The organism is Kribbella swartbergensis (assembly GCF_054784135.1).
The window spans coordinates 453249-477405 of record NZ_BAAGPM010000014.1 but is presented as its reverse complement, the minus strand read 5'-3'; the positions used below and the strand labels follow the sequence as shown (position 1 = coordinate 477405).

General features: G+C 69.1%; 24 protein-coding genes. 9 read left to right on the top strand and 15 right to left on the bottom strand.

Annotation, left to right across the window (positions count from 1 at the left end; all coding sequences use genetic code 11):
* Positions 1-2: 2 nt before the first annotated feature.
* The gene (locus ACYVOK_RS09200; protein WP_460661856.1) at positions 3-302 is read right to left on the bottom strand and encodes an antibiotic biosynthesis monooxygenase; all 300 of its coding nucleotides are present in this window, start codon (positions 300-302) and stop codon (positions 3-5) included.
* A 60-nt stretch (positions 303-362) separates the two neighbouring features.
* Here ACYVOK_RS09200 and ACYVOK_RS09195 point away from each other — a divergent pair, with 60 nt between their 5' ends.
* On the top strand, positions 363-992 hold the full coding sequence (locus tag ACYVOK_RS09195; RefSeq protein WP_460661855.1) for a TetR/AcrR family transcriptional regulator: 630 nt from the start codon (positions 363-365) through the stop codon (positions 990-992).
* Here ACYVOK_RS09195 and ACYVOK_RS09190 read toward each other — a convergent pair.
* Positions 989-1774 (bottom strand): carbonic anhydrase, encoded by a 786-nt coding sequence (locus ACYVOK_RS09190; protein ID WP_460661854.1) that lies wholly within the window; start codon positions 1772-1774, stop codon positions 989-991. The genes ACYVOK_RS09195 and ACYVOK_RS09190 overlap by 4 nt on opposite strands.
* Before the next feature lie 132 nt (positions 1775-1906).
* Between ACYVOK_RS09190 and ACYVOK_RS09185 the strand changes: the two genes are divergently transcribed.
* Positions 1907-3196 (top strand): pyroglutamyl-peptidase I, encoded by a 1290-nt coding sequence (locus ACYVOK_RS09185; protein ID WP_460661853.1) that lies wholly within the window; start codon positions 1907-1909, stop codon positions 3194-3196.
* Here ACYVOK_RS09185 and ACYVOK_RS09180 read toward each other — a convergent pair.
* Both ACYVOK_RS09180 and ACYVOK_RS09175 read right to left on the bottom strand, forming a co-directional pair.
* Entirely contained in the window at positions 3193-3846 is a 654-nt protein-coding gene (locus tag ACYVOK_RS09180; RefSeq protein WP_460661852.1) for an HAD family hydrolase, read from the bottom strand. The genes ACYVOK_RS09185 and ACYVOK_RS09180 overlap by 4 nt on opposite strands.
* Positions 3847-3877: 31 nt before the next feature.
* Complete coding sequence (locus ACYVOK_RS09175) at positions 3878-5962, bottom strand: DNA gyrase/topoisomerase IV subunit B (protein WP_460661851.1); 2085 nt, start codon at positions 5960-5962, stop codon at positions 3878-3880.
* Positions 5963-6446: 484 nt separating this feature from the next.
* Between ACYVOK_RS09175 and ACYVOK_RS09170 the strand changes: the two genes are divergently transcribed.
* The gene (locus tag ACYVOK_RS09170; protein WP_460661850.1) at positions 6447-6689 is read left to right on the top strand and encodes a DUF7455 domain-containing protein; all 243 of its coding nucleotides are present in this window, start codon (positions 6447-6449) and stop codon (positions 6687-6689) included.
* Positions 6690-6844: 155 nt separating this feature from the next.
* Here the strand turns inward: ACYVOK_RS09170 and ACYVOK_RS09165 are convergent, their stop codons facing one another.
* A complete protein-coding gene (locus ACYVOK_RS09165; protein ID WP_460661849.1) occupies positions 6845-8320 on the bottom strand; it encodes an aminotransferase-like domain-containing protein in 1476 nt (491 codons plus the stop codon).
* Positions 8321-8406: 86 nt separating this feature from the next.
* Here ACYVOK_RS09165 and ACYVOK_RS09160 point away from each other — a divergent pair, with 86 nt between their 5' ends.
* Positions 8407-9030 (top strand): LysE family translocator, encoded by a 624-nt coding sequence (locus ACYVOK_RS09160; protein ID WP_460661848.1) that lies wholly within the window; start codon positions 8407-8409, stop codon positions 9028-9030.
* A gap of 16 nt (positions 9031-9046) precedes the next feature.
* Here ACYVOK_RS09160 and ACYVOK_RS09155 read toward each other — a convergent pair whose 3' ends face one another.
* Positions 9047-11038 carry an amylo-alpha-1,6-glucosidase gene (locus tag ACYVOK_RS09155; RefSeq protein WP_460661847.1) on the bottom strand — a complete coding sequence of 664 codons (1992 nt, stop codon included), beginning with the start codon at positions 11036-11038 and terminating at the stop codon, positions 9047-9049.
* Positions 11039-11080: 42 nt separating this feature from the next.
* Here ACYVOK_RS09155 and ACYVOK_RS09150 point away from each other — a divergent pair, with 42 nt between their 5' ends.
* The 5 genes from ACYVOK_RS09150 (at position 11081) to ACYVOK_RS09130 (ending at position 15329) form a co-directional block, all read left to right on the top strand.
* Entirely contained in the window at positions 11081-11566 is a 486-nt protein-coding gene (locus tag ACYVOK_RS09150; protein ID WP_460661846.1) for a DUF456 domain-containing protein, read from the top strand.
* A gap of 131 nt (positions 11567-11697) precedes the next feature.
* Positions 11698-12243 (top strand): hypothetical protein, encoded by a 546-nt coding sequence (locus ACYVOK_RS09145; protein ID WP_460661845.1) that lies wholly within the window; start codon positions 11698-11700, stop codon positions 12241-12243.
* Between the two features lie 65 nt (positions 12244-12308).
* Positions 12309-13010 carry a response regulator transcription factor gene (locus ACYVOK_RS09140; RefSeq protein WP_460661844.1) on the top strand — a complete coding sequence of 234 codons (702 nt, stop codon included), beginning with the start codon at positions 12309-12311 and terminating at the stop codon, positions 13008-13010.
* Complete coding sequence (locus ACYVOK_RS09135; protein ID WP_460661843.1) at positions 13010-14527, top strand: sensor histidine kinase; 1518 nt, start codon at positions 13010-13012, stop codon at positions 14525-14527. The genes ACYVOK_RS09140 and ACYVOK_RS09135 overlap by 1 nt, the downstream gene beginning before the upstream one ends.
* Positions 14511-15329, top strand: a complete 819-nt coding sequence (locus ACYVOK_RS09130) for a phosphotransferase (RefSeq protein ID WP_460661842.1) — start codon at positions 14511-14513, stop codon at positions 15327-15329. Before ACYVOK_RS09135 ends, ACYVOK_RS09130 begins: the two co-directional genes overlap by 17 nt.
* Positions 15330-15350: 21 nt before the next feature.
* On the opposite strand, the gene ACYVOK_RS09125 is transcribed toward ACYVOK_RS09130, so the two are convergent.
* The 9 genes from ACYVOK_RS09125 to ACYVOK_RS09085 all read right to left on the bottom strand — a co-directional run bounded on the left by ACYVOK_RS09125 (position 15351) and on the right by ACYVOK_RS09085 (position 23964).
* Entirely contained in the window at positions 15351-16406 is a 1056-nt protein-coding gene (locus ACYVOK_RS09125; protein WP_460661841.1) for a Gfo/Idh/MocA family protein, read from the bottom strand.
* Between the two features lies 1 nt (position 16407).
* Positions 16408-17211: a sugar phosphate isomerase/epimerase family protein gene (locus tag ACYVOK_RS09120; protein WP_460661840.1), complete on the bottom strand. Its 804-nt coding sequence runs from the start codon at positions 17209-17211 to the stop codon at positions 16408-16410.
* Positions 17212-17246: 35 nt separating this feature from the next.
* The gene (locus ACYVOK_RS09115) at positions 17247-18407 is read right to left on the bottom strand and encodes an ROK family transcriptional regulator (RefSeq protein WP_460661839.1); all 1161 of its coding nucleotides are present in this window, start codon (positions 18405-18407) and stop codon (positions 17247-17249) included.
* A gap of 72 nt (positions 18408-18479) precedes the next feature.
* Positions 18480-19157 (bottom strand): YidC/Oxa1 family membrane protein insertase, encoded by a 678-nt coding sequence (locus ACYVOK_RS09110; RefSeq protein WP_460661838.1) that lies wholly within the window; start codon positions 19155-19157, stop codon positions 18480-18482.
* Between the two features lie 45 nt (positions 19158-19202).
* On the bottom strand, positions 19203-19457 hold the full coding sequence (locus ACYVOK_RS09105) for a DUF6412 domain-containing protein (RefSeq protein WP_460661837.1): 255 nt from the start codon (positions 19455-19457) through the stop codon (positions 19203-19205).
* Positions 19458-19460: 3 nt separating this feature from the next.
* A complete protein-coding gene (locus ACYVOK_RS09100) occupies positions 19461-20792 on the bottom strand; it encodes an RNA polymerase sigma factor (RefSeq protein ID WP_460661836.1) in 1332 nt (443 codons plus the stop codon).
* Positions 20793-21050: 258 nt separating this feature from the next.
* Entirely contained in the window at positions 21051-21671 is a 621-nt protein-coding gene (locus ACYVOK_RS09095) for an HhH-GPD-type base excision DNA repair protein (RefSeq protein WP_460661835.1), read from the bottom strand.
* Position 21672: 1 nt separating this feature from the next.
* Positions 21673-22086, bottom strand: a complete 414-nt coding sequence (locus ACYVOK_RS09090) for a universal stress protein (protein ID WP_131337975.1) — start codon at positions 22084-22086, stop codon at positions 21673-21675.
* A 399-nt stretch (positions 22087-22485) separates the two neighbouring features.
* Positions 22486-23964 carry a glutamate--cysteine ligase gene (locus tag ACYVOK_RS09085; protein WP_460661834.1) on the bottom strand — a complete coding sequence of 493 codons (1479 nt, stop codon included), beginning with the start codon at positions 23962-23964 and terminating at the stop codon, positions 22486-22488.
* Between the last annotated feature and the right edge of the window lie 193 nt (positions 23965-24157).

The following is a 24157-nucleotide window of genomic DNA, read 5'->3' as shown; positions in this document are numbered from 1 at the left end:
CGTCACAGTTCGTCGACGACCTCGATCTCGTCGACCGCCGCGCTGCCTTCGCGGACCACCGCGAAGGCAGCCTTGACCTCCGGCAGGTTCGGCGCGAGCTCGCGGACCGCCTGCAGGCTGTCCTTCGAGTCCCAGCGCCACACGCCGGCCCACTGACCGTCGTCGAGCCGACCGAGGCGTGCCTCGATCAGGCCCGGCCGTGCCGCCCGGACCGCCTGCACCAGTGCGGTGTGACGGTCCCGGATCTCGGTCGCCTCGGCCGTGTCGACGGCCTCGAAACGGGTCACTGCGATGAGAGACATGATTGGATACTTTCTCTAGAGTTGAGTTATAGCGAACACATCTAGAGATAGACTCTAGTCATGACGGTTGTCAAGCGACCCAACAAGCGCGCGGAGAAGGCCCAGGAGACCCGGCGCCGGATCATCCAGGCCGCGACGGACCTGTTCGTCGAGGACGGGTACGGCGCCACGAACCTCCAGGACATCGCGGACCGGGCCGGCGTCGCCGTGCAGACGATCTACTTCGTCTTCGGCAACAAGCGGGCACTGCTGAAGGAACTCGTCGACGTCACGATCGCCGGCGACGCCGAGCCGGTCGCCACGATGGACCGCCCGTGGTTCACCGACGCGATCGCGGCCGCAACGGCCGAGGAGCTGCTGACCGCCTACGTCCCCGGATCGAGCGCGGTCCTGGCCAGGGTTTCTCCGATCATGCGGGTCCTCGAGGCCGCGGTCGCGAACGACCCCGAGGTCGCCACGCTCTGGCCGCAGGACGAGGACCTGCGGTACGTCGTCCAACGCGCGGCCGCGGACGCATTGGTCGGCAAACCCGGTGCTCGCGACGGCCTGACCACCGAGGAAGCCGCCGACATCCTCTACGGCATCCTCAGCCCAGAGCTCTACCTGCTGTTCGTCCGCGACCGCGGCTGGTCCCACGACCGCTGGGTGCAGTGGTCCGGCGAAACCCTCCGCACCCAGCTGTGCGACTAGCCGACAACGACCTTCCCGGTGTCGAGTTCGTAGTACGCGCCGACGAGTTTGACCTTGCCGGACTTCTCCAACGGGCCGATGACCGGGGACCGGCGAAGCTTGGCGAGGGTGAGATCGACGTTGGCGTGGATCGCGTTGGTGAGGCGGTCCCCCGGTTTGCCGGCAACCTGGCGAACCGCCGGGGCCAGGGTGTCGACGAGGAATCCGATCTCACCGTGCTCGGCGGTGCGCCGGCCGGCGTCGAGAGCCTTGATGGTCGCGTCGAGAGCACCGCACCGCTGGTGACCGAGGACCATCAGCAGCGGCGTGTGCAACTCCGCGACACCGAACTCCAGGCTGCCGATCACCGAGTGATCGAGAGCTTCGCCGGCACTGCGTACGACGACCAGATCGCCGAGCCCCTGGTCGAAGATCAGCTCGATCGGGACCCGCGAGTCGACGCAGCCGATCACCGTCGCGAACGGGTGCTGTCCTTTGCTGACGGCAACGCGCCGGGCGATCCCCTCGTCGAGGTCTTCACCGCGGTCGGCGACGAACCGCGCGTTGCCGTCGAGCAGCCGCTGCAACGCTTGGTTGCCGTCCGCAACAGGCTGCGGACTCGGTGGACTGGTCCCCGCGGCGGACGGCGCGGCCGGGGCGGGCGCCGTACCGGAATCCGCGCAGGCGGTGAGCGCGGCGCCGGCCGCTCCGGCGACGAGAGTAGTGTGCAGGGCCGTGGTCAGGAACCGGCGCCGCGAGGTGGCGGGCGACACGGCCGGCCGGCGGCTGGGTGTGATGCTCAACGGTGGTCTCCTCGGACAAGGCGGCGTGGGCGATCGCCGCCTTCTGAAGGTAACCCCTTGCATACTGTCTGCAATACCCGGGGTTGTTCGGAATGTCTCGGCGGACGGCCCGGGATCTGATAGACAGCCGTTATGAGACTCCGCCCCAGCTCGTTCTCACGCTCCCTGCTCATCGGCGCGATCGCTCTGACCACCGCCCTGTCCGGCGCTCCCACGGTCCACGCGGCTCCGGCCACCGGCTGCCTCGACACCGGTGTTCAAGGCACCGTCGAGGAGCAGCGCCTCGACAACGGCATCGCCGGTGGCGCGTCGGTGCCGGCCGAGATCCTCCGCCGCTCCGGCTTCGACCGCCACGTCGCTCTCTTCAGCCGCCTGATCTGCGCGGCGCCCAGTGCACGGGCCGCCGCGGTCCTGGTCCGCGCGCAGGGTGAAGCCCTCTGGCGTACGGCGACCCATCGCGCCCAGCACCCGCGGACCACGCCCGACGCGCTGCCCGCCACCGACGACCGCGGCCTCTACTGGGCGCGCATCTCGATGGCCCTCGCCCTCCGGCAGTGGCAACCGTCGTTCGAGCTGTCCGCGGCGGAACGTGCCGGACTGATCCGGTCACTTGAGTACACCTCCCGAGGCATCACCGCCACCCGGTTCGCGCCCGGCGTACGCAAGATCCTGGTGACCGGCTTCGACCCGTTCACCCTCGACGCGGACATCCGGATCGGCAACCCGTCCGGTGCGAACGCGTTGACCCTGGACGGCCGGCGCTGGGTGGTCAACGGCACGACATACGAGATCCAGACGGTCGTCTTCCCGGTCAGGTACACCGACTTCGACGAGAACATGGTCGAGAACGCTCTCGTCCCGCACTACCGCCCGGGACCGCAACGGGCCGATCTGGTCATGACCGCGAGCCAGGGCCGGATGGGCATCTTCGATCTCGAGGTGTTCAACGGCCGGCGACGTTCGGTCAGCTCGATCGGCGACAACAACAACCTGTGGGGCGGTGGGACCACGAGCGCCCCGGTCGTGTCCCCCAGCATGCCGCCCGGTCCCGAGTGGCTGACCTCGAGCCTTCCGCTGGCCCGGATGTCCCAGGCCGACGTCGCGCCGTTCCGGATGCGGGTCAACACCTCGGTCCTCGAGATCCCGGCCGGCCAGACGCAGCCCGTCCGGCAGCCGCTCGGGCCGACTCCCGGTTCGATCGCTTCGGAGGGCGCCGGCGGCGGCTACCTCTCGAACGAGGTCGCCTACCGCAACACCCTGCAGCGCGACCTCCTCGACCCGTCGATGCCGGCCGGCCACCTCCACGTCCCGGTGCTCTCGTTCGACCCGGCCAACAAGACCGCCGTGACCGACCCGACGTACGAAGCCAACCGCGAGGCGATCATCCGCGGCGCCCACGCCGCACTGCGCGCCGCACTCTAACTGGCGAGGATCACCGGGAAGGCTTCGAGGACGGAGCCGAAGTGATGGTCGGCGACCGGCGTGGCGATGTCGTGGTGGTAGCCGATGCGGATCGTCCGCAGGTTCGCGTTCCGCCCGCCGGCGACGTCGTACGACGGGTGGTCGCCGACCATCCAACCGTCGTCGAGAGTGGCCCCGGCGTGCTCGGCGGCGATGGCGAAGATCCGGGCGTCGGGTTTGCGGACACCGGCTGCCTGCGAGATGCAGCAGTAGTCCACAGCGTCCACGATCCCGGTGTGCTCGAGCTTCCCGGACTGCTGGACGACGTTGCCGTTCGTCACCACGGCCACCCGCCATCCCGCCGTACGCAACGAAGCCAACCCGTCCAGCACAGCCTGCTCGACCCAGGTGAACGGCGGATGCTCCCGGTCGTACGCGGCCACCAGGTCCTCGACCGGCGTACTCAGATCGAACCTCTCCCGCAGCCCCGCGAACAACTTCGCCCGGGGCGTGAACCCACCGTTGTCATGAGCAACCAACCACTCGACCGCCTCGTCCCCCAGCCCGGCCCCCTCGACCCACCACCGAGCCCACGCCACAAACGCCGCATCCCGGTCGATCAACGTATTGTCCAGATCGAAACACGCGAGCCGAGGCGATCCGCCGGCCATGCCACCCTCCATACTCACGCCGCGCGGAGCGTCATACGTCGATGCGGGTTTCGTCCAGTTCGTAGGCGCCCTGGACGAGGAACTCCTTGCGGGGGGCGACGTCGTTGCCCATCAGCAGGTCGAAGACCTGGGCGGCGGCCTCGCCGTCGTCGACGGTGATCCGGCGCAGCGTGCGGTGGCGCGGGTCCATGGTGGTCTCGGCCAGCTGGTCGGCGTCCATCTCACCGAGACCCTTGTAGCGCTGCGGCGGTTCCTTCCAGCGCACGCCCTTCTTCATCAGCTCGGCAGTCTTCCGCTGGTACTCGGCGTCGCTGTAGGTGTACAGGTACTTCTCCTGACCCTTCTTCGGGTTGGTCAGCTCGAACCGGTGCAGCGGCGGTACGGCGGTGTAGACCCGGCCGGCGTCGACCAGCGGCCGCATGTAGCGGAAGAACAGCGTGGCCAGCAGGCAGCGGATGTGCGCGCCGTCGGAGTCGGCGTCGGCCATGAAGATGATCTTGCCGTAGCGGACCTGCTCGAGGTCGAAGCTGCGGCCCGACCCGGCGCCGACCACCTGGATGATCGAGGCGCACTCGGCGTTCTTCAGCATGTCGCCGACCGACGCCTTCTGCACGTTCAGGATCTTGCCCCGGATCGGCAGCAGCGCCTGGAACTCCGAGTTCCGCGCGAGTTTCGCCGTACCGAGCGCCGAATCACCCTCGACGATGAACAGCTCGGACCTGTCCACGTCGTTGCTGCGGCAGTCGGCCAGCTTGGCCGGCAGCGCCGACGACTCCAGCGCCGTCTTCCGCCGTTGCAGCTCGCGGTGCTGACGCGCGGCGACGCGGGTCCGGGAAGCCGCGACGACCTTCTCGAGGACGGCGCGCGCCTGCGCCTTATGCTCGCGCTTGTTCGAGGTGAGGAACGCCTCGAGCTCCTTCTGCACCACCTTCGCGACGATCCTCGAGGCGGCCGGGGTGCCGAGCACCTCCTTGGTCTGGCCGTCGAACTGCGGCTCGGCCAGCCGGACCGTCACGACCGCCGTCAGGCCCTCCATGACGTCGTCCTTGGTGATCTCCTCGCCGCTCTTCAGCAGCCGGGTGCCATCCAGGGCGTTGGTGAAGCTCTTCGCCAGGGCACGCTCGAAACCGGCCACGTGGGTGCCACCCTTCGGCGTGGCCACGATGTTCACGAACGAGCGGACCTCGGTCTCGTACCCGTCACCCCAGCGGACCGCGATGTCGACGTCCAGGTCGCGCTCGACGTCGGTCGGCGTCATGTGGCCGGCGTCGTCGAGCATAGGCACGGTCTCGGTGAAGTTCCCGGTGCCGGTGAGCCGGATCACGTCGGTGACCTTCTGGTCGGTGGCCAGGAACTCGCAGAACTCGCTGATCCCGCCGTCGTGCTTGAAGTGCTCCTCGGTGACCTCGTCACCGCGCTCGTCCCGGATCACCAGCTCGAGCCCGGGCACCAGGAACGACGTCTGCCGCGCCCGGGTGACCAGCTCGTCGTAGTTGAAGGCCGCGTCGCGGGTGAAGATCTGCCGGTCCGCCCAGTAGCGGATCCGGGTGCCGGTCACGCCCTTCTTCGCCCGGCCGGCCTTGCGCAGGCCCTTGGCCGGGGTGAAGTTCGCATTCGCGCCCTCGCCGTCGAACTCACCGGCGACCCCGCGCCGGAACGACGTGGTCCAGACCGTCCCACCGCGGTCGACCTCGACGTCGAGCCGCGCGGACAGCGCATTGACCACCGAGGCGCCGACACCGTGCAGACCGCCGGAGGCGTTGTACGAGCCGCCGCCGAACTTGCCGCCGGCGTGCAGCTTGGTGAACACCACCTCGACACCGCTCAGCTTGGTCTTCGGCTCGATGTCGACCGGGATGCCGCGGGCGCGGTCCCTCACCTCGACCGAGCCGTCCTTGTACAGGACGACGTCGATCCGTTCGCCGTGCCCGGCCAGGGCCTCGTCGACGGCGTTGTCGATGATCTCCCACAGGCAGTGCATCAGGCCGCGACTGTCGGTGGACCCGATGTACATCCCCGGCCGCTTCCGCACCGCCTCGAGTCCTTCGAGGACCAGCAGATGACGGGCGTTGTACGTCGGGTCGAGCTCGGTACTGCGAGGCGTCGGGGCGGCCACTGGGCTCCTTCACTGGTTCACAAACTCACTGCAGCGCGTCGGTGTCGTCCGCGGGACCGGCCCGGTCCGAACGCATGTTCTCACCCTATGCCGCCGTACCCCCAAAACCTGGTAGGCGGGGCTGAGTGCGCCGGTGACCGGTGCCGGTCACCACAGGTTGGTGGCAACGGCTCCGGGGTACTGCGGGAGCAGTGAGGACGTGAGGAGAAATAGGTGCTGCGGCAGGTATCGATCCGGACTCGATTCGGAGTGGTGTACGACACTCCGAACTTGAGCGCGCTGTGACGACGTCATGGCGCACAGTGAGAGAAGACACGCCCGACGCTCGCCGGAAACACCAATTCGCCCGAATCCGAAACGATTCCTCGTCAAGATGCGTCATACGGAGACAGGTGGTTCGTCTCACATACGGACACGCTGCACCGACCGGGAAGCGATCCGCATGTCAGGATGTTGCTATCTGGTGAGTACGGAACTAGATGAGATGAGGCCTCAAGTGACTACAGCACTCGCCCCGAGTTCGACCCTGTCGGCTGCGGACCGTTGTGACCGCTGCGGCGCGCAGGCCTACGTCCGTGTCACCCTGACCAGCGGTGGGGAGTTGCTCTTCTGCGCCCACCACAGCCGGGAACACGCGGAGAAGCTGCGCAACATCGCGATCACCATCCACGACGAGACGGGCCGGCTCGACGCGACCCCCGCCGTCTCGGCGGAGGACGAGCGGTAAGCCCAAGCTTCACAAACGCGCCGACGACGGCGCCAAAGTCATAGAGGCTCCGATGGCGGTCACCCCCCGAGGTGACCGCCATCCGTCACGTTCGGGAAGGAACTACGGGGTGTGGGGTAGGCGGCCAGCTTCCAGGTGACCGCCATCCGTCACGTTCAGACCATCGGTACGTCGGGTGGTGGGCCGTGCCGGCGTAGTTCCTGCCAGGCTCGGGCCAGCCGAGCTACCGCGTCGTCCAGCACAGGTTCCGGATAGGCGAACGGCACCCTCAGGTGGTCGTCGTGCTGTCCGGTCGGGTCCATCGCGCGTCCGGCCACCACCTCGACTCCGTGCCGCAGTGCCACCTGTGCGAACACCCGGGCATCGGTGTCCGGCAACCGGACCCACAGCGCGGACCCGCCTTCGGGCTCTGACCATTCCCATTCGGGCAGTCGTTCCCTCAGCAACTGACCCATCAGCTTCCGTCGTCCCGTCGCGACCCGTCCCCGCGCCGACGTCAGCTCCGTCAGCCGCGGCAACAACCGAGCAGTGAGTGCCTGATCGATCACCGGACTCCCGAGATCGGCCAGCGCCTTGTGCCGGGCCAGCCGCTCGGCCAACGGCCGCGACGACCGGATCCACCCGATCCGCAGTCCGCCCCACACCGCCTTGGACACCGACCCCATCGTCAGCACCTCGGCACCGTCCGGTGCGTAGGCGGCCAGTGGCGGCGGGATCGACGGACCGGCCGGGTCCCAGGCCGAATACGCGTTGTCCTCGACCACCACCACGCCGTACTTGGCCGCCAGTTCGGCGACCTGCCGGCGCCGGTTCGCCGACATCAACCGCCCGGTCGGGTTGTGGAACGTCGGCATCACGAACAGCATGGCCGGCTGGTGCTCGGCGAACGCGGCCGTCAACAGGTCCGGCCGGATGCCGGCATCGTCCAGCGGTACGCCGACCACCCGCCCGCCGGCCGCGCCGAACAGGTCGAAGCAGCCGGGCCAACTGGGCTGCTCGATAACCACGGCCGCGCCGGTCCGCAGATACATCTGGGTCACCAAAGCGATCGCCTGGTGCGCCCCGGTGGTGACCACGATCTCGTCGGGTGACGTCGGCAGACCCGCCTCGTCGAAGTGCTCTGCGATCCGCTCCCGAAGGACCTGCAGTCCGCGCGGATGGTACCCGACGTCGTCGAGCAGCGTGGGCAGGTCGCTGGTCGCCAGGTCGATCAGTTCAGCGGTGAGCTCCGGCATGCCCGGATCGACGGCGTACGTGAGCGAGATGACCTCGCCCGGGCCGACCGTGATCCGGTGGAACAGCGATTCGCCGTACCCCACCGGCATCCGCTTGTCCGCTCGTGAACGACCCCGGCTCGCCGCCCGCGCGATCGTCGTACCGCTCCCCCGGCGGCTCTCCACGAGCCCGCGGGCGCGCAGTTCGTCGTACGCCGCGACGACCGTGGACCGACTCACTGCCAGGGCCTCGGCGAGGCGGCGTTCGGCAGGCAGGCGGGCACCCACCGGCAGCTCGGCCGAGCCGATCAGGGCGGCGATCGCGTCGGCCAGCCGCCGGTACAAGCCGCCGCCGCCACCGGTCAGCCGGCCGCCGATCAGGTCGGCCAGGACGGCAGCATCTCCAGAACGGTCCACTTCTCCCCTTATTGGCTCGGGTGGACTGCTTCGTGCGCGGCCAGGCTAGTACCGGAAGGCAGTCCAGTTCGAGAGGGAGTCGGATCATGGGGATCGCGCAACTGGTGGGGTTCACCACCGCGACGGTGGTGCTGGTCGGGATGCCGGGACCGAACAACCTTTACATCTCGCTGCGCAGCCTCACCCAGGGCCGCCGGGCCGGTGTGGTGTCCGCGCTCGCGATCGAGACCGGCACGCTCGTCTACATCGTCGTGGCCGCGATGGGACTGGCCACTCTGGTGAAGGCGTCGCCGGCGCTGTTCACCGCGATCACTCTGGCCGGCGCCCTCTACCTGGCCTACCTCGGCGTGAAGATGCTCAAGGCACCTGCCGGCGAGCCGACCGACGGTGTCCCACCGGCGCCGCTCGGCCGCGTCTTCCGCGACGGCGTCGTCGTCAACCTCCTCAACCCGAAGGCCGCCCTCTTCTTCCTCGCCTTCCTCCCCCAGTTCACGACTCGCGACGCCGCGGCAGGCCAACTCCGCAACGAGATGCTCCTGCTCGGCCTCGGCGCGCTGTTGATCGGCCTCACCCTCGACCTCTGCTACGCCCTGGCCGCCGACGCACTCGGCCGCCGCTTCCGCGCGGTCCGTACGACGACCCCGTGGCGCAACCGCATCGTCGCCGCCGTCTACCTCACCCTCGCGGCCGCCGCGGTACTCACGGTTTGACCACGAACCGGACCGATCAGTACTGGAGGTCTTTCGGGGCCTCCAGCACCGTCAGGTTCCCGGCGTGCCAGTGCAGGGACAGGCGGTCGGCGCCCAGGCGGAGGCCGGTGAGTTTCAGCGACTGCCAGGGCATGGTCTCGGCCGGGTTGAGGATGAGCGTGCCGCCGGGGACGTCCGGCTCGATGCCGAGGGCGGCGACGAGGACGGCGATGGCGGAGGCCGCGGCCCAGGCTTGGGGACGGCAGGACAGCGGGTACGGCGTCGGCGTCGACTCCTCGCGTCGTCCGCGGCCGCCGTACAGCTCGGGGAGGCGGTAGTCGAAGGCTTCCGCCGCTCGGAGCAGGCCCTCGACGTACGACGATGCGCGCGATGCTTCTCCGGTCGCGTACAGACCCTCGATCGCCATCGCGGTGTCGTGCGGCCAGACGCTGCCGGTGTGGTAGCCGAGCGGGTTGAAGCGAGTCATTGCCGTCGACAACGTTCGCAGCCCGAAGCCGCTGTTGAGATCGTCGCCGGCCAGGGCGTCCGCGACGGCCAGTTCCTCGTCGGCGTCGAGCAGGCCGGTGCCGAGAAGGTGGCCCATGTTCGACGCCCGCCCGGCGACCGGGTTCTTCTCGCCGTCGAGCGCGATCGCCGGATATCCGTCGACCCAGAACGCCTCACGGAATCGCTCCTGCAGCGCGGCCGCCCATTCGCGCCACTCGTCGCCGGACTCGCCGTGCGCCTCCAGCAGCTCGGCTCCCTTGACCGCCGCGGCGTACGCGTAGCCCTGGACCTCGCACAACGCGATCGGTGCCTCGGCGATCGTGCCGTCCGGCCACTGCACCGCGTCGGCCGAGTCCTTCCAGCCCTGGTTCGCCAGGCCGTGGCCGGACTCGTCGACGTACTCGAGGAAGCCGTCGTCGTCGGGGTCGGCGTAGTCCTTCATCCAGGTGAGGGCGCGGCGGAGGTTCGGCAGCAGGCCACGGACCTGGTCGGCGGGCATGCCCCAGCGCCAGGCCTTGTGCAGGGTCATGATCCAGAGCTGAGTCGCGTCGTGCGTGCCGTAGTACGCGGCCGGCAGGACCAGGCCGCCGCCGTGGTCGGCGACGTCGGCCCGCAGTTCGTGCGGGATCTTGCCGGGTTGCTCGGCCGCGCTCGGGTCCACCTTGGTGCCTTGCCACGCGGCCAAGGCCCGGAGCGTTCCCGCGGCCAGTTCGGGATCGACCGGGATCAGCATGCCGGCCGAGATCAAGGAGTCCCGGCCGAACAGAGTGAGGTACCAGGGCGGCCCGGCGCCCAGGTAGCGGTCGTCGCCGGCCGCGAGTTGCAGCGCCAGCACGTCCTCGAGGGACCGGCTGACCCAGCGTCCGACGCGTTGGTCGTCGCACTCGATGCCGACGTCGTACGGCGTCCGGTTCGCCGGCGGGTCGATGCGGAAATCGGTGGTGCTCTTCGGGAAATCGGCCGCGACCTCGATCGTCAGGACGAACTCCTCCCCTGGTTCGAGCCGCGGCGTCGCGGTCACGCCGGGATGCAGCCGGGCGGTCACCCGGGTCCCGGAGTTGTCCCAGTGCAGCCGGCCCGGACCGTCGTACGCCGGACTCAGCTCGGGCAGGCCTCTGGCGGCTTTGCTGCGAACGGCCGCCGTACCGGCCAAATCGGTGCCGAGGGCAACGTCCACCCGGCACTCGACCGTCTCGCGGGAACTGTTCACCAGTCTGATCCGCTCGGTCAGGCCGTCCGCGCGGACCTTACGCGTGCGGTACAGCATCACGGTCGGGTCGTGGCGGTGGGAATCACCCAGTCCCTCGACCACGGCGACGTACTCGTGGGTCGAGGCGCTGCGTTCGTCCGCGTGGACCGGGACCGGCAGCGTGCCGTCGACCGTGACACTGAGCCGGGACAGAATCCTCCGGTCCCGGGCGTAGACACCCTCCGCTCCGGTGCCGGTGAGCTGTCCGGAGCGTGGCGAGAGAACCACCCAGGGAGCAGCGAGTGCGGTGAGCAGTTCGTGGAGCTGGGGCATGTGTCCACCCTAAGGGGCTCGCTTTACGGCAGAGTGGGCCTCGTGAACAGTGTTGCGACGTTCCTGGTCGGGGTGGCGATCTTCGTCGGCATCCTGGGCATCGTCATCCCGGTACTGCCCGGCGCGCTCCTCAGTCTGGCCGCGATCCTGGTCTGGGCGCTGGAGGAGCAGAGCCCGACCGGCTGGACCGTGCTGGCCGCCGCGGTCGTGCTGATCGGAGCCAGCCAGGTGGTGAAGTACGTCGTACCGGAACGGCGGCTCCGGGAGTCCGGGGTCCCCCGGCGGTCGATGTTCGCCGGCGTGGTGCTCGGCATCGTCGGCTTCTTCGTGATCCCGGTGGTCGGCATGTTCGTCGGCTTCCCCGCCGGTGTCTACCTGTCCGAGCGGCAGCGGCTCGGCACCCACGCCCACGCCTGGACCTCGACCAAGCACGCGCTCCGGGCGACCGGGCTGTCCATCCTGATCGAGTTCATCGGTACGTCGCTCGCCGCCGCGGTCTGGCTGGTCGCGGTCCTCTTCCTGGTCTGATCACGCCGCCTCTTGGCCGATTGGCAGCGTTTTCTCAGCCGCGTCGGAGCCTGGTCCAAGGTTGCCGATACAGGGTGGGAGGACCAGTGCCGGGTGCTCGTCCCGGCACGCAGTACGGAAGGCAGCTCAGTATGGCGTCGTACCAGAAGCTCGTCGACAACCGCTGGCGACTGGCCGGCACGGCAGCGGCGGTGGTGGCCACCACGGTGGCGGGTGGAGTCGCGTGGGCATCGTCCACCGCGGACCCGACACCCTCGCCGACACCGTCGGCCTCGCCGTCCAACCCCTCGGCCTCGCCGGACAAGCCGGCAGGACCGGGCGGCAAGGGCGGGCACCGCGGCCTGTTCGGCGTCGGCGCCGCCCTGCACGGCGAGTTCGTGGTGAAGAAGGACGACGGGACCTACCAGACCGTCGCAACCCAGCGCGGCGAGGTCACCGCGGTCAGCAAGGAATCCATCACGGTGAAGAGCGAGGACGGCTACAGCCGGACCTACACGATCACCGAGGACACTCTCGTCAACGCGGCCCGGGACGGGATCGACGACGTGAAGACCGGCAACACCGTGTGGGTGTCCGCTGTGGTCGCCGACGGCAAGGCGACGGCCACCTCGGTGAACGACGGCACTGTCCGCCAGGCCGCCGGCGAGAAGTGGGGCTTCGGCCGCGGTCCGCGCTGACAACTCACAGCTGATTGCCAGGAACCTTCCAGGCTCCGCACAGGTGGCAGCGGCAGACTGAAGGCATGAGTCCGCATCTGCTCGTGGTCGACGACGAGCCGAACATCGTCGAGTTGCTGTCCGCGAGTCTGCGGTTCGCCGGGTACGAGGTCACCACGGCCACCCACGGCGCCGAGGCGCTGCGCAAGGCGCGGGAGGTGGAGCCCGACCTGGTTGTGCTCGACGTGATGATGCCGGGCCTGGACGGGTTCGAGGTGGTCCGCCGGCTGCGCGGTGAGGACCGGCACGTGCCGGTGCTGTTCCTCACCGCGCGCGACGCCGTCGAGGACAAGGTGCTCGGTCTGCAGACCGGTGGAGACGACTACGTCACCAAGCCGTTCAGCCTGGACGAGTTGGTCGCCCGGGTCCGCGCGCTACTGCGCCGGTCCGGCCACCGCGAGCAGAGCGCCCCGGAGGCCGCCGTACTGCGGTATGCAGACCTGGAGCTGAACGAGGACAGCTACGAGGTCTTCAAGGCCGGTCAGGCCGTCCAGTTGTCGCTCACCGAGTTCAAGCTGCTGCGCTGCCTGCTGGAGAACGCTGAACGCGTGATGTCGAAGGGCCAGATCCTCTCCGCGGTCTGGAACTATGACTTCGCCGGTGACGCCGGCGTGGTCGAGTCCTACATGTCGTACCTGCGCCGCAAGGTCGACACCGGCGACCCGAAGTTGCTGCACACGGTTCGCGGCGTCGGCTACGTGCTGCGCACTCCCCGAGGCCCCAACTGATGCAGCTCACCCACCGGCGTTTCACCGACCGCTACCCGCTGCGCGTCACCATCGTCGTCGTACTGCTCACGCTGGTGGCGCTGGCCCTTGTCGCGTCCGGCGTCATCGCCACCACGATCATGCGTGGCTATCTCGTGGATCGTGTCGACACCCAGCTGGCGAAGGCCGCGATGGAGTTCCGGCAGGACGCCGGACCCGACAACCGCCCGCCTCGGCCGGGTCCGGGCCGGCACCGACCTCTGCCGAGCATGATCGTCGTGCAGTTCACCAACGTCGAGGGCGCCCCGGACGACTCGCTGTTCCGGGCGCCATTGGCGGAGACCGAGCCGCTGCCGGACCTGCCGAAGCTGACCCTCGATCAGGTCCGCGCCCTCGACGGTGAGCCGTTCAACACCGACGCGGTCTCCGGCAACGCGACCTGGCGGGTGGTGGCTGTGCCGCTGCACGACGGCTCGGGTTCGGTGATGGTCTCCCAGAGCCTGGGCGATCTCAATCGGACCATCCAGCGACTGATCGGCGTCCAGGCGGCGGCGGCTCTCATCCTGCTCGTGCTGCTCGCGGGAGTCGGGACGTACGTCGTACGGCGCAGTCTGCGCGGGCTCGAGGACGTCGAGCACACGGCGGTCGCGATCGCGGGCGGTGACCTCAGCCGGCGCGTGCCGCAGCGGGACCCGCGCACCGAGGTCGGACGGTTGTCGCTGGCCCTGAACCAGATGCTCGGCCAGATCGAGACGGCCTTCGCACAGCGGACGGCGTCGGAACTCCAGGCCCGGCGGTCCGAGGACGTGGCCCGTCGTTCGGAGGAAGCCGCCCGGCAGTCGGAGGATCGGATGCGGCGGTTCGTCGCCGACGCCTCGCACGAACTGCGGACTCCGCTGACCTCCATCCGGGGCTTCGCGGAACTCAGCCGGCAGCGCGGCGACACCGCGGACCCCGATGTCATGCGGCGGATCGAGGACGAGGCGAAGCGGATGGGTCTGCTCGTCGACGACCTGCTCCTGCTGGCGCGGCTGGATCAACAGCGCCCGCTGACGATGGAGCCGGTCGACCTGCTCCCGGTCGCGGCGGACGCCTTGCACAACGCCCAGGCGGTACAGCCGGACCGGGACATCTCGCTGAGGATCCTGCCGGACTCCGAGGCTCCGGTGGTCCACGGCGACGAGGCCAGGCTGCGCCAGGTACTCGGCAACCTCGTCGGCAACGCGCTCCACCACACGCCGCCGGACGCGCCGATCACGGTCTCGGTGGGCACCCGCGACGGTGCAGCGATCCTCGAGGTGAGCGACACCGGCCCAGGTCTGACCGACGAGCAGAAGGCTCGCGTCTTCGAGCGGTTCTACCGGGCCGACTCGGCGCGCACCCGCTCGACCGGAGGTTCCGGACTCGGGCTGTCGATCGTGGCCGCCCTGGTCGCCGCCCACCGCGGGCGCGTCACCGTCACCGACACCGACCCGCACGGCGCAACCTTCACCGTCTCCCTTCCCCTAAGCTCTGGGAACCATGCAGTTGTGGACTGACGAGGGTGAGGAGATCCCGCTCGCCGGCGGGGACGTGACCGAAGGTCTGGTCCGGATCGGCGACACGGTACGGCGTCCGCCCGGCGAGCGATCCGGGATGGTGCGGGCCCTGCTGAAGCATCTGGAATCGGTCGGGTTCGACGGAGCGCCGCGCTTCCTCGGTGTGGACTCGGCAGGTCGCGAGGTGCTCAGCTACATCGACGGCGAGGTGGCCGGCCGGCCGCATCCGGCGTGGATCGCCGACGAGGACCGGATGCTCTCGGTCGCCCGCCTGGTCCGCGTGTACGACGACGCCGCCGAGAGCTTCGGCATCCCGCCGGATCTCCCGCCACCGTTCGAGCCACCGGACCTGCCGGATCTGGACGACCCGGTGGAACTCGTCGGCCATCAGGACATCACCCCGGAGAACGTGGTCTTCCGCGACGGCCGTGCGTTCGCGCTGATCGACTTCGACCTGGCCCGTCCGGTCAGCCGGGCCCGCGAGGTGGTCAACCTGCTGCTGTGGTGGGCGCCGCTCGGACCCGACCCGGATCTCGACCCGGCGTACCGCGGCCTGGACCGGCCTCGCCGGTGCCGGCTCATCGTCGACGCCTACGGTCTCTCGCGAGCCGACCGGCTCCGGTTGACGGACCTCGCGATCGCTCTCAACGAGCGCGCCTGGCACCTGATGAAGTACCGCGCCGAGTCCCTGGGCGGCGGCTGGCAGCGGATGTGGAGCGATGGAGTCGGCGACAAGATCCGGCGCCGCCAGACCTGGCTCGAGGCCAACGCCGACTCCATCACCACGGCCCTGGTCAGCTGACCAGGACGGGGTCGTCCCTGGTCAGCGAGTGATCGGCACCTCGGCGCCGGTCCTGGCCGATTCGTAGATCGCGGTCAGGATGCGAGCCATCTCCAGGCCCTGCTCCGCCGTGGCGTCGGCCGGGATCTCCCGCCGGCAGATCCGCAGGAAGTGATCGATCTGGTTGGCGAACCCGACCGCGAAGTCAAACCCGAGCGAATCGATCTGCGGGTGGACGTGCACCAGCGTGTCATGGAGTTCGGTGACCATCAGCAGCTCGGGCTCGATCTCCGCACCGCCCTTGACGCCGTGGATCTTCACACTGGTCGAGTTCCGCGCGTGCAGCGAGTACGACGTGTCCACGTCGAGGACCGCCCCGTTCTCGAACCGAACCTGCGCGGTCGCGTAGTCCTCGACGTTGTTGACCCGCGACTCGGACGCGGCCCGGTACCGGGACAGGTGCTGGATGTTGTCCCGGGCACCGAGCTCGGAGAACGTCGCACCCGAGACCGACACCGCGGCCGGCGCTCCCATCAGGTACCAGCACAGGTCGATGATGTGGACACCCAGGTCGATCAGCGGCCCACCGCCCGAGACGGCGACGTCGCCGAACCATCCACCGGGATTGCCGGCGGCCCGGATGATCGAGGCCCGCGCGGCGTAGATGGCACCGAACTCGCCCGCGTCCAGGAAACGCTTTGCCACCAAGGCGTTCGGGGCGAAGCGGCGTACGTAGCCGATCTGCAGGGCCTGCCCGGTCTCCCGGGTCGCCCGGACCAGCGACTCGGCCTCGGCGACCGTCACGGACATCGGCTTCTCGACCAGGACGTCCTTGCCGGCCCGCAGCGCCGCTTCGGCGATCGACGCGTGCAGGAGGTTGGGCACGCAGATGCTCACGGCGTCGACCTCAGGATCGGCCAGGATCTCCTCGACGACGTCGGTCGCCCGCGGAACACCGAACTCGTCGGCTCGGGCCTTGGCCCGCGTCCGGTCGATGTCGCACACGGCCACCAGTTCGGCCTGGGGGTTCTTCTGGTACGAGATCAGGTGCTGGGTCGCGATGGCGCCCAGTCCGATGACAGCAATGCGGGTCGTCATGTCAGGCAGCTCCCACCAGTTCGAGGATGTTCGTGAGCGAGCGCTCGATCGCGTTCGGAGTCGCCTCCAGGCCCTCGAACTCGAGGCTCACGGGCAGTTCGGGCTTGGTGCCGACCAGAGCCAGCAGGCCGGCCAGGTCGAGATCTCCGTGCCCGGCGATGGTGCCGAGCAGGTAGTCCCCGGCCAGCGTCTTGAGCCAGCCGTCTCCCGCCGACCGGCGGATGTGGAAGTCCTTCACGCCCACGGAGGCGGCGATGTCGATCAGTCCGGCGGCAGTCCTGCCGGGCACCTCGCCGACGCACAGTCCGTTGCCGAGGTCGAGGGTGACCCGGAAGTTCGGGCGGTCCACGGCGTGGACGAGCCGGGCCAGCCGGTCGCTGCCGTTCATGAAGAAGCCGTGGTTCTCGATCGTCGACACGATGCCGAGGTCCGCGGCGTGGTCGGCGACGGCACGGCAGCCTTCCACGACCCGCTCGAACGTCGACTCGAACTCCCCCGCGTCCCGCTCACGCCAGGCCCACGGGGCGACGTCGTGCCGGAAGATGCGAGCTCCGAACCGGTGCGCGACATCCAGCTGACGGCGCAGGCGGTCGATCTCCTTGTCCTCCGCCGTCCGCAGGTCGCCGCTGACCAGGTAGTTCACAATCGGTACGCCGAGCTCGCCGGCGTGGGCGGCCACATCCCGCACCACGTCATCGCGCTCCAGGAAGTACTCGCCGTCCATGGCGGCGATCTCCAGATGCTCGGCGGGCGATGCCGCAACCCAGTCCAGAACACCGATCAGGTCCATCTCGCCGCTGGCCATGAGCCCGCGGAAGCAGTATGAGCTGACTCCTAGCTTCACTTACTGGTCCTCTCTCCGTCGTGCGTGAGCGGGATCCACGGACTGGGGTAGTCGTGAACCTTGTAGATGCCGGAACTGAACTGGTCGAACGCGTTTCCGGCCGCCCCGAGCACCACGGCCTCCCGGCCCAGGGCCGAGGCGACGAACGGTGGGCGCTCGGGGAAGAGCAACTCCTTCTCGACCGCGGCCGCGAGTGGACGAAGCAGCGCGCCGCTGTGCTGCGGGTGCCCGCCCCGGACGACCACGACTTCCGGGTCGACGACCAGCAGTACGGTGGCGATGCGACCGGCGATCTGCTCGCAGAAGTCCTCGATCTCCGCCCGGGCGTCCGCATCACCGGCGGCTGCCGCCTTCAGCACGGCCTCGCCGCTCGGCTGCGAGGTCCAGATCAACTGCCCCCGCTGGGCGTTCCGCGTCCAGCGCATCCCGCGCTGCGCGCCGAGTTCTCCGGCGAGCCGGTGGCGTCCCTGCCGGATGACTCCGTTCAGGACGATCGCGACCGACAACCGACGGCCGATCTGGAGGTAGACGACATCGGAGTACCCGCGCCCCGCGCCGCCGCGCTGCTCGGCGAGGGCGGCCAGCTTGATGTCGTTGTCCACTGCCACCGGACAGCCGAGCTCCTGGGACACGGTCTCCGCGATCGGCAGGCCGACCAGGTCGGGCAGCGCGAGACTGGCACGCAGTCGGCCGTTCGTCTCGATCACGCCGGGCAGAGCCACGCCGACCGCACGAAGTCGCCCGACGTCGATCGAGTTCTCCTTCGCCGCGGCGTGGATCGCACGCGGGATCGCGGTGAGGTCGACATGCCCGTCCCGCTGCAGCTCGGTGTAGGCCATCCGGCGGCCGGACAGATCGCAGATGACAGCCCGCGCCCCGCGCGGGCCGAGGTCCACGCCGGCGACAAGCCCGGTCTCCCGGGCGAATCGGAAGGCCCGCGCGGGTCGCCCCGGGCCGACGGTCGACGGGCTGGTGGACACGACCAGGCCGGCGTCGAGGAGGTCGTCGAGGACGGCGTGAACCGTGGGTCGCGACAAGCCGGTCTCCGCGCTGATCGCTCCGACTGTTCGCGCCTCGTCGGTGCCGGCTAGGAATCGCAAGCAGGCGACCTGGTTCTCCGACCGCTCGGCCTGAGCGGCCGCTCGTACACCCTGCATCGATCCCCAACCGTTATGAAACCGCCTTTAATAAATACCGTAGCAGTATCCTCCACCCGGGGCAATGAAGGCTCAGCGCTGCAGGATGCTGCGTTCCACGAGGGTCCAGGTGGTCGTCGTGAGCAGGTAAAGCCCGGCGGCGAGCGGGACGAAGGCTGCTGTCGCCAGCGTTCCGAACGGCAGGAGCTGCGCCAGCTGGCGGGTCAAGGCCGGCGCGGTCTCGTCGAGCTGGCGAAGTTGCAGACGGGCCGAGAACCACGCCACCACAGCGAGCAGTACGGCGAGGGCCAGGAACGCCGGCGTGCCGGTGAGGATCGGCCAGTGCTGACCGAGCGGCGCACCGAGCAGGCTGCCGCTGATCAACTGGTTCGACTCCCCCGCCACGACCGCCCGCGAGAAGAGTGTGTACATCAACCAGAAGAACGGCAGTTGCGCGAGCGTCGGCAGGAACCCGGCGAACAGCGTCGTCCCCGACTCCGCCTGCAACTTCGCCACCTCCCGCTGCAGGCGCTCCGGATTGTCACGATGGCGCTCCGTGATTGCTTTCAGTTCGGGCATGAGGGCGGCGCGTGCGCGCAGGCCGTGATGCGCTCGGATGCTGAGTGGCAGCAACACCAGGCGTACGGCGAGGGTGCACAGGACGATCGCGAGCACAGCGGCGTACGTGCCTGTGAGCGGCTCGATGGCGGTGACGAGGGACGTGATCAGGTGATAGGCACCGGCGACCGGTGCCTCCAGGAAGGAAGGCACAGCAGAACTCCACGAGTGAGAAGGAACGGGTAGCGGGAGAGAGCGCTACCGTCCGGGGGCTCGTGGGCGGGGGCGACCTGCGGCGTCGGGGTCGCGGAGGCGGAGGAAGGCTGCTGCCTCGGCGCGGTGACGGACCGAGGTGGCGATCGCCCGGACCGGGGTGAAAGCCGGCGCCGACGAACGGGCGACCACCAGCAGGGCGAACAGCAAGGCCGCCGCCGTGAGCACGGCGGCGGCCAGAGAAGCCGTATCAAGGACAGGGATCACCAGCGCGAGCGCACCGGCGATGACCTGGCCCACGGATCAGTCCAGGTAGTCGCGGAGGACCTGGGAGCGGGACGGGTGGCGCAGCTTCGACATCGTCTTGGACTCGATCTGGCGGATCCGCTCGCGGGTCACGCCGTACACCTTGCCGATCTCGTCCAGCGTCTTCGGCTGGCCGTCGGTCAGGCCGAACCGCATCGAGACGACACCGGCCTCCCGCTCGGACAGCGTGTCGAGCACCGCGTGCAGCTGCTCCTGCAGCAGCGTGAACGACACCGCCTCGGCCGGCACGATCGCCTCGGAGTCCTCGATCAGGTCACCGAACTCGGAGTCGCCGTCCTCACCGAGCGGGGTGTGCAGCGAGATCGGCTCGCGGCCGTACTTCTGCACCTCGATGACCTTCTCCGGGGTCATGTCGAGCTCCTTGGCGAGCTCTTCCGGAGTGGGTTCGCGGCCGAGGTCCTGCAGCATCTGCCGCTGCACCCGGGCCAGCTTGTTGATCACCTCGACCATGTGCACCGGGATCCGGATGGTCCGGGCCTGGTCGGCCATCGCGCGGGTGATCGCCTGCCGGATCCACCAGGTGGCGTACGTCGAGAACTTGTAGCCCTTGGTGTAGTCGAACTTCTCCACCGCACGGATCAGGCCCAGGTTGCCCTCCTGGATCAGGTCCAGGAACAGCATGCCGCGACCGGTGTAGCGCTTGGCCAACGACACCACCAGGCGCAGGTTGGCCTCGAGCAGGTGGTTCTTCGCGCGGCGACCGTCCTCGGAGATCCAGTCGTACTCCTCGCGGACCTTGTCCTTGAGCTTGTTGTTCTCGTCGGCGAGCTGCTCCTCGGCGAACAGGCCGGCCTCGATCCGCTTGGCGAGCTCGACCTCCTGCTCGGCGTTCAGCAGCGGGACCTTGCCGATCTGCTTCAGGTAGTCCTTGACCGGGTCGGCGGTGGCGCCGGCGACCATCACCTGCTGCTCGGGCTCGTCGGTCTCGTCGGCCTCGGAGACGACGAAGCCCTCGTCCTCGGTGAGCTCCTTCTCCAGCCCCTGGACCACGTCCGGCCGGAAGTCGGCCTCGTCCACGTCGTCGAGGGACCGCGGCTTGCCGGTCTTCGGGTCGATCGACAGCCCGGCCTCGGGAACACCTGCGGCGGCCGGCTTCTTCGCCGTCGACTTCTTACCGGCGGCGGCCTTCTTCGCGGGGATACCGTCCTCCTTGGTGCCGGCGGGCTTGGCCGCGGCCTTCTTCACTGCGGCCTTCTTGGCCACGGGGTCGGTCACTCGGGCGCTGGTCCTCGGAGCCGCGCTGCGGGCGGTGGCTGCCACGACCCGGGCTGACTCGGCGGGAAGGTTCTCGGACGAGCTGGACGACACGAATTACCTCTCGTCTGACGCAGGGTTTGTAGTACGGCGGTACGACGTTGTTGGTGCTGGTCCTGCTGGGTTCTGGATACGACTGTCTGCGGCTGCTCGCTGGTCAGGCGGCGGCAACACTACATTGTAATCCGCGGACCAAGCCCGAGCGTGCCGCGACCCCCCGCCCGCATGCTCAGGCCCCTACCGCGCGGGGGTTCCCGCAGCGGTAGAGGCCTGGTCGCTTCAGCGTTCAACCGTCGCTGTCACGGCCGTCCCTCACCCGTTCCGGGTCCGGCGCAGCGGCCGGGCCACGACCCGCTGCTGCATCAGTTGCTGCTCCTGCTTGAACTGCCTCACCTTCACCAACGACGCCACGTCGATCACGTCCGCGACGGACTTGTACGCGCCGTCCTCGCCGTACGGCTCGGATGCCTCACGCCAGCCCCGCGGGCGGACCTTGAGTTGCTTGCCGAGCAGCGCGACGAAGATCTTCGCCTTCTGCGCGCCGAACCCCGGCAGGGCCGACAGCCTGGCCAGCAGGTCGTCCCCTGACTTCACATCGGCCCACAGGGCCGAGGCGTTACCGCCGTACTCCTCGTCGAGGTGTTTGGCCAGCGTCTGGATCCGCGCGGCCATCGCGGTCGGGAACCGGTGCACGGCCGGCGGACCGGCCACCACTTCGACGAACGCGTCCGGGTCGTAGTGCGCGACCGTGGAAGGATCGAACGGACCGGTCATCCGTTTCGCGATCGCGACCGGTCCCGCGAATGCTCGCTCCATCGGGATCTGCTGGTCGAGCAGCATGCCCACCAGCAGTGCGAACGGGTCCCTGCTCAGCATCTCGTCGGCGTCGGGCTGCTGTGCGAGGCACAGCTTTCTGCTGCGTGTCGAAGTCACCTCAGTCCTCCCCTTCCTCGGCCTTCACGGCCAGCACCGGACACGGAGCGTCGAGCAACACCCGCTGGGCGTTGCTGCCGAGGATGAGCTTGCCGACCGGGGACCGGCGCCGAAGACCGATCACGATGAACTCCGCGTGCACCTGCTCGGCGACGGCCACCAGGTCCTCCGCCGGATCGAGTCCACGCACCAGCTGCCGCACCTCGTAGGGCACGCCGGTCGAGTCGAGCTGCTCCCGTACCTCCGTCAACGCGGCGTCGCTCGCCGCGGCCTCGTCGCTGTCGAAGCTGCGTCCGCCCCGGTGTGAGTTCACCACCACCAGCTTGGCGTCACGAAGCGTCGCCTCTTCCGCCGCCCTCCGCAGGGCTGCGCGCCCCTCGGCCTTCGGCACGTAACCCACGACGATGGTCGTCATCGCCCTGCCTCACCTCCGGGTGTCGTGTCGACCCGTTCCGAACGATACTGCTCCCGACCGTGGTCGGCATCCGCTGGATTTGCACCAGCTGTGTCGCGGCCGTGACGGTCGGCTGATCGTCGCGCGGGTAGTACTCCACCACCGTCGCGGCCACCGTTGTGACAGCCACGCCGGTGCCCGAGTACTACCCGCGACGGGACGCTCTAACCTTCCGGTGGCCACACCTTTGCAGGGCTGTCACCCAACGCGCCACCCCTGTAGTCCGGGTCGTTATGGAACTCCTCACCCAGTTGCCTTGGGCAAGTGCGCGCCGGCTCCACGGCGGTGCCGCGGGGCCGACCGTAGTTCCGCTGCCAGGGGCGGCGTCGTTGTCCCACGTTGTCGCGTGGGCTAACCGGTTCAGTCGACCGGCCACTCGTGCACAGGCGTGTTCGCGTGCATGTGTTCGGAATACCGGCGGAGCATGCCGCGCAAGGCGTCGCGGCGACCGTGCGGTCCCTTTGTATACAGTCGATGAAACTCGTCGGCCTGCCACGCGGCGCCGTTGCGGTTGGTCAGGCAGCGCTGCTCGATGATGCCGAGCAGGCGATCGCGCACCGCGGCGTCGACACCCCAGGTGTCCAGTCCGCGGGACGCCAACGGGAGCAGGCGACGCAGCACGAGTTCGGTGGCGCGCGCCGTCCCGACGCCGGGCCAGAAGACCTCCGCGTCGATACCGTGCCGGGCCGCCTCGTGGAAGTTCTCCTCGGCCGCACTGAACGACATCTGCGACCAGATCGGCCGTTCGTCGTCGGCCAGCGCACGGACCAGGCCGAAGTAGAAGGCGCCGTTGGCCATCGTGTCGACGACCGTCGGACCGGCCGGCAGCACGCGATTCTCCACCCGCAGATGCGGCTTCTCCCGGACAACGTCGTACACCGGGCGGTTCCAGCGATAGATCGTCCCGTTGTGCAGCCGCAACTCCGAAAGGGCCGGGGTGTCGCCGCGGTCGAGGACGGCGATCGGGTCCTCGTCGGAGGTGACCGGCAGCAGCGCCGGGAAGTAGCGCGAGTTCTCCTCGAACAGGTCGAAGATCGAGGTGATCCAGCGTTCGCCGAACCAGACCCGCGGCCGCACGCCCTGCGTCTTCAGTTCGTGGGTGCGGGTGTCCGCGGCCTGCTCGAACAACGCGATCCGGGTCTCGCGCATGAGTTCCTTGCCGAACAGGAACGGCGAGTTGGCGCCGACCGCGAGTTGGACGCCGGAGATCGCCTGGGCGGCGTTCCAGTACCGCGGGAACGCCTCCGGCGTGACCTGGAGGTGGAACTGCGTCGACGTGCACGCGGCCTCCGGGACGATGGTGTCCGCGGTCACCTGCAGCCGCTCGATTCCGTCGATGGAGATCTGCACGTCCTCACCGCGGGCGGCGAAGATCTGGTCGTTGAGCAACGCGTAGCGCGGGTTGGTGCTGAGCGCCTCGCGATGGACGTGATCGGTCATCAGGGTCGGCAGGATGCCGACGATCACCATCGACGAGCCGGTCCGGGCCGCCTTCTCCTCGGCCGCGTTCAGGCTGTCGCGGATGTTCGACTCCATCGTGTCAAGCCCGATGCCGTCGATCTGGCCGGGCGGCACGTTGATCTCGATGTTGAACTGGCCGAGCTCGGTCTGGAACGCGTCGTCCTCGATCGCGCTGAGCACCTCGGTGTTCTTGAACGCCGGGTCGAAGTGCTCGTCGACCAGGTTCAACTCGATCTCGATCCCGGTCATCGGCCGCTCGGGAGCGAACCTGGCCTCGCGCAGCATCCGCGCGAACGCGTCCAGGTTGCGATGGACCTGGCTGCGGAACGCGGTCCGGTCCGCCCGGGTGAACTCGACCCGGTCGACTTCCTCACCCATCTGCGCCTCCCGTGCTGGCTTCTCGCCCGCTCCTGGCCTCAGTCTGCCTGAAGGTGCCCGCTGATGTGAGCCGCAATCGCGTGGTGCGTCACACGGGTCCCGGCGAGCCGCTCCCCCGGGCGGTCCGGGCATCCTGGATGACCCGGCGCCCGGCCGCATTGCCCCCGGCAACGACGCGGGGGCCGCTCACCGG